Source organism: Elstera sp., from assembly GCF_044372965.1.
In the GTDB taxonomy this organism is placed as follows: domain Bacteria; phylum Pseudomonadota; class Alphaproteobacteria; order Elsterales; family Elsteraceae; genus Elstera.
In genome coordinates this window covers 1-3,312 of sequence record NZ_JBILQX010000279.1, presented here as the reverse complement: position 1 = coordinate 3,312, position 3,312 = coordinate 1, and the positions used below count along the sequence as shown (strand labels likewise).

3 protein-coding genes and 1 pseudogene are annotated in these 3,312 nt (G+C 62.6%); 3 read left to right on the top strand and 1 reads right to left on the bottom strand.

The genetic code is table 11. The features are described from left to right. The 3 genes and pseudogenes from ACIQ36_RS19540 to ACIQ36_RS19530 form a co-directional block, all read left to right on the top strand. Positions 1-223 (top strand): annotated as a pseudogene (locus tag ACIQ36_RS19540) (sugar ABC transporter ATP-binding protein); the annotation flags it as partial. Then, the gene (locus tag ACIQ36_RS19535; RefSeq protein ID WP_395832466.1) at positions 223-1,350 is read left to right on the top strand and encodes a Gfo/Idh/MocA family protein; all 1,128 of its coding nucleotides are present in this window, start codon (positions 223-225) and stop codon (positions 1,348-1,350) included. The pseudogene ACIQ36_RS19540 and the gene ACIQ36_RS19535, both read left to right, overlap by 1 nt. A 12-nt stretch (positions 1,351-1,362) precedes the next feature. Beyond that, complete coding sequence (locus tag ACIQ36_RS19530; protein ID WP_395832464.1) at positions 1,363-2,859, top strand: CoA-acylating methylmalonate-semialdehyde dehydrogenase; 1,497 nt, start codon at positions 1,363-1,365, stop codon at positions 2,857-2,859. Positions 2,860-2,884: 25 nt separating this feature from the next. Here the strand turns inward: ACIQ36_RS19530 and ACIQ36_RS19525 are convergent, their stop codons facing one another. Continuing rightward, the gene (locus tag ACIQ36_RS19525) at positions 2,885-3,298 is read right to left on the bottom strand and encodes a DUF6691 family protein (protein ID WP_395832468.1); all 414 of its coding nucleotides are present in this window, start codon (positions 3,296-3,298) and stop codon (positions 2,885-2,887) included. Positions 3,299-3,312 lie beyond the last annotated feature (14 nt).

Here is a 3,312-nt window from a genome sequence, read left to right as displayed (position 1 = left end):
GAAATATATCTATCAGGTTCGGCAGAAGGGGCTTGGGGTGATTTTCATTACCCATAACGTCCGCCACGCTTATGCGGTGGGGGATCGGTTTACGGTGCTGAACCGGGGCAAGACGCTGGGCACCTACGCCAAATCCGAGATTGAAATCGACGCGCTGCAAAACCTGATGGCGGGCGGCAAAGAGCTGCAAGACCTTTCCGCCGAACTCGGGGGGATGGTCTAATGGGCTCCGAGATTGGCGTCGGGCTGATCGGCACCGGCTTTATGGGCAAGTGCCATGCGCTCGCCTATGGCTCGGTGAAAGCAGTGTTCGGGTCGGTGCCGACGCCGCGCCGGTTGAAACTCTGCGATGCCGACGCGGACCTCGCGCGGCAACGGGCCGAGGAATATGGCTTCGCCGAGGCCGTGACCGACTGGCGTACGATTATCGCCGATCCCGCCATTCAGCTTGTATCGATCACCACGCCGAACGCCCTGCATCGGGAAATGGCCGAAGCGGCGCTGGCGGCGGGCAAGCATGTTTGGTGCGAAAAGCCGATGGGGCTCACCCTGGCCGACGCCGAGAGTATGGCCGCTGCCGGACGGTCTGCCGGCGTGCGCACCCAACTTGGCTATAATTACCTGCGCAATCCCTTGATCGCCGAAGCGAAACGCCTAATCGAGAGCGGCGAAATTGGGCGGATCACCCATTTTCGCGGGGTCGTTGACGAAGATTATATGGCCGATGCCGAGATTCCCTGGTCCTGGCGCTGCCAATTGGCGGAAGCGGGCCTGGGGGCGCTGGGCGATATTATGGTTCACCTCGTTAGCCTTGCCCATACGCTCGCGGGTAGGGTTGAAAAGCTGACGGCGCAGATTGAGACAATCCATAAAACCCGCCCGCTGCCGGATCGTCCCGGCGAAACGGGGCGCGTGGAGAACGAGGATGCGGCGCAGGCGCTGGTGCGCTTCGCCTCTGGGGCCTCGGGCCTGCTGACCTGTAGCAGGGCGGCCTGGGGGCGTAAGAACCGGCTGGCGTTTGAAATCCACGGCACGCGGGGCACCTTAATTTTCGATCAGGAGCGGATGAACGAGCTTCAGCTTTTTACGGCCTCGGGCGACCCTGCAACGCGCGGCTTTCGCACCATCCTGACCGCGCCCGCGCATCCGCCCTATGGGCTGTTTTGCCCGGCCCCTGGGCACGGGCTGGGGTTCAATGATCTGAAAGTGATCGAGCTTGCGGCGCTGCTGCGCGCAATCGACGGGACGCCTGACCCGTTGGCGGTCGATTTCACGGCAGGGCTTGCGATTGAGCGCGTTATTCACGCTATGGTTATGTCGGCCCAATCCAAAGCGTGGGTCGCCGTTTAGGGAGATAGGTAAGTGGCTCAAGAGATTTTGCATTGGATTAACGGCAAGCTCCAAGCGGGCACCAGCGGCCAGTTTGGCCCGGTGTTCAACCCGGCGACGGGCGAGCAGAGCGGCAAGGTTGCCCTGGCTAATGTCGCAGAAGTGGATGCGGCGGTTGCTATCGCCAAAGCGGCCTTTCCGGCCTGGGGTGGCCTCTCGCCGTTGCGCCGGGCGCGGGTGATGTTCAACTTCAAGGCGCTGCTGGAGCGCGACCGGGCCGAACTTGCGGCGATCATCACCGCCGAGCATGGCAAGGTTTTGTCCGATGCCGATGGCGAAGTGACGCGCGGGCTGGAAGTGGTGGAATTCGCCTGCGGCATTCCGCACTTGCTGAAGGGCGAATATACCGAACAGGTCGGCCCTGGGATCGATAGTTGGTCGAACCGGCAGGCGCTGGGCGTCGTCGCCGGGATCACGCCGTTCAATTTCCCCGTCATGGTGCCGCTGTGGATGGCCCCGGTGGCGCTCGCCACGGGCAATTGCTTTATTCTGAAGCCGTCTGAAAAAGACCCGTCCGCCGCGCTGAAAATGGCGGCCTTGCTCACCGAAGCCGGATTGCCCGATGGGGTGTTCCAAGTGGTGCAGGGTGGGCGCGAGTCGGTCGAACGGCTGCTGGTTCACCCGGACATTCAGGCGATCTCCTTCGTCGGATCAACCCCGATTGCCGAAACGATTTACCGCGTCGGCTCGGCGCACGGTAAGCGCGTGCAAGCCCTGGGCGGCGCGAAGAACCATATGGTCGTGATGCCCGATGCCGACCTCGATCAGGCGGTCGATGCGCTAATGGGCGCGGCTTACGGGTCGGCGGGCGAGCGCTGCATGGCGATTTCGGTGGCGGTTGCCGTCGGCGGTGTCGGCGATGCGCTGATGAAAAAGCTGGAGCCGCGCGTGCGCGCGCTCAAAGTCGGGCCGGGCACCGATCCCGCCGCCGAAATGGGGCCGCTCGTCACGGCGAATCATTTCGCCAAGGTGAAATCCTATATCGATCTGGGCGTGTCCGAAGGCGCGAACCTCGTCGTTGATGGCCGGGGCCTCAAGCTGCAAGGCTATGAGGATGGCTTCTTCCTCGGCGGCAGCCTGTTCGACAATGTGACGCCGGACATGCGGATTTATAAGGAAGAAATCTTCGGCCCGGTGCTCGGCGTCGTGCGGTCGGAGAGTTTCGGCGACGCGGTTGACCTCATCAACGCCCATGAATTCGGCAATGGCACCGCCATTTTCACCCGCGACGGTGATGCGGCGCGCGAGTTTGGCAACCGTATTCAAGTCGGCATGGTCGGCGTGAATGTGCCGATTCCCGTACCGATGGCCTTCCACAGCTTCGGTGGCTGGAAGCGCTCGCTGTTCGGCGATCATCACATGCATGGGCCGGAAGGCGTGCGCTTCTACACGCGCCTTAAAACCATCACCCAGCGCTGGCCGACCGGCATTCGGTCGGGCGCGCAGTTCACCATGCCAACGCTGGGGTAGCGGTACGGAAAGCGCACGGCGGTTTTTAAAGTCGCCGTGCGGCTCCCATTCCCAAAATCATCGTTCCGATAAAAACCAGGGCTGCGCTTGATCCTGCCCCGAGGCCGACCAAGGCCGGGCCAGGGCAGAAGCCGGCCAGCCCCCAACCGATGCCGAAAATCGCGGGACCGATCAGAATACGCCGGTCAATCCCGCGCGCGCTCGGGAGCCAAAAACGCTCGGCGAGCAAGGGTTTTTGCCAGCCCAGGACAAGGCCGAAGCCCAGCAAGCCGACGCTGACGGCCCCTATCATGACAAGGGCGAGGCTCGCGTCCCAAGTTCCGGCGGGAATTGCCGCCAGATCGAGAAAATTCAGCACTTTGGCGGGGTTCGACATGCCCGAGACGATCAAACCGATGCCAAAGAGTAATCCGATCCCGAAGGATACGACCGGGCGCATGGCTAGGCTCCCCA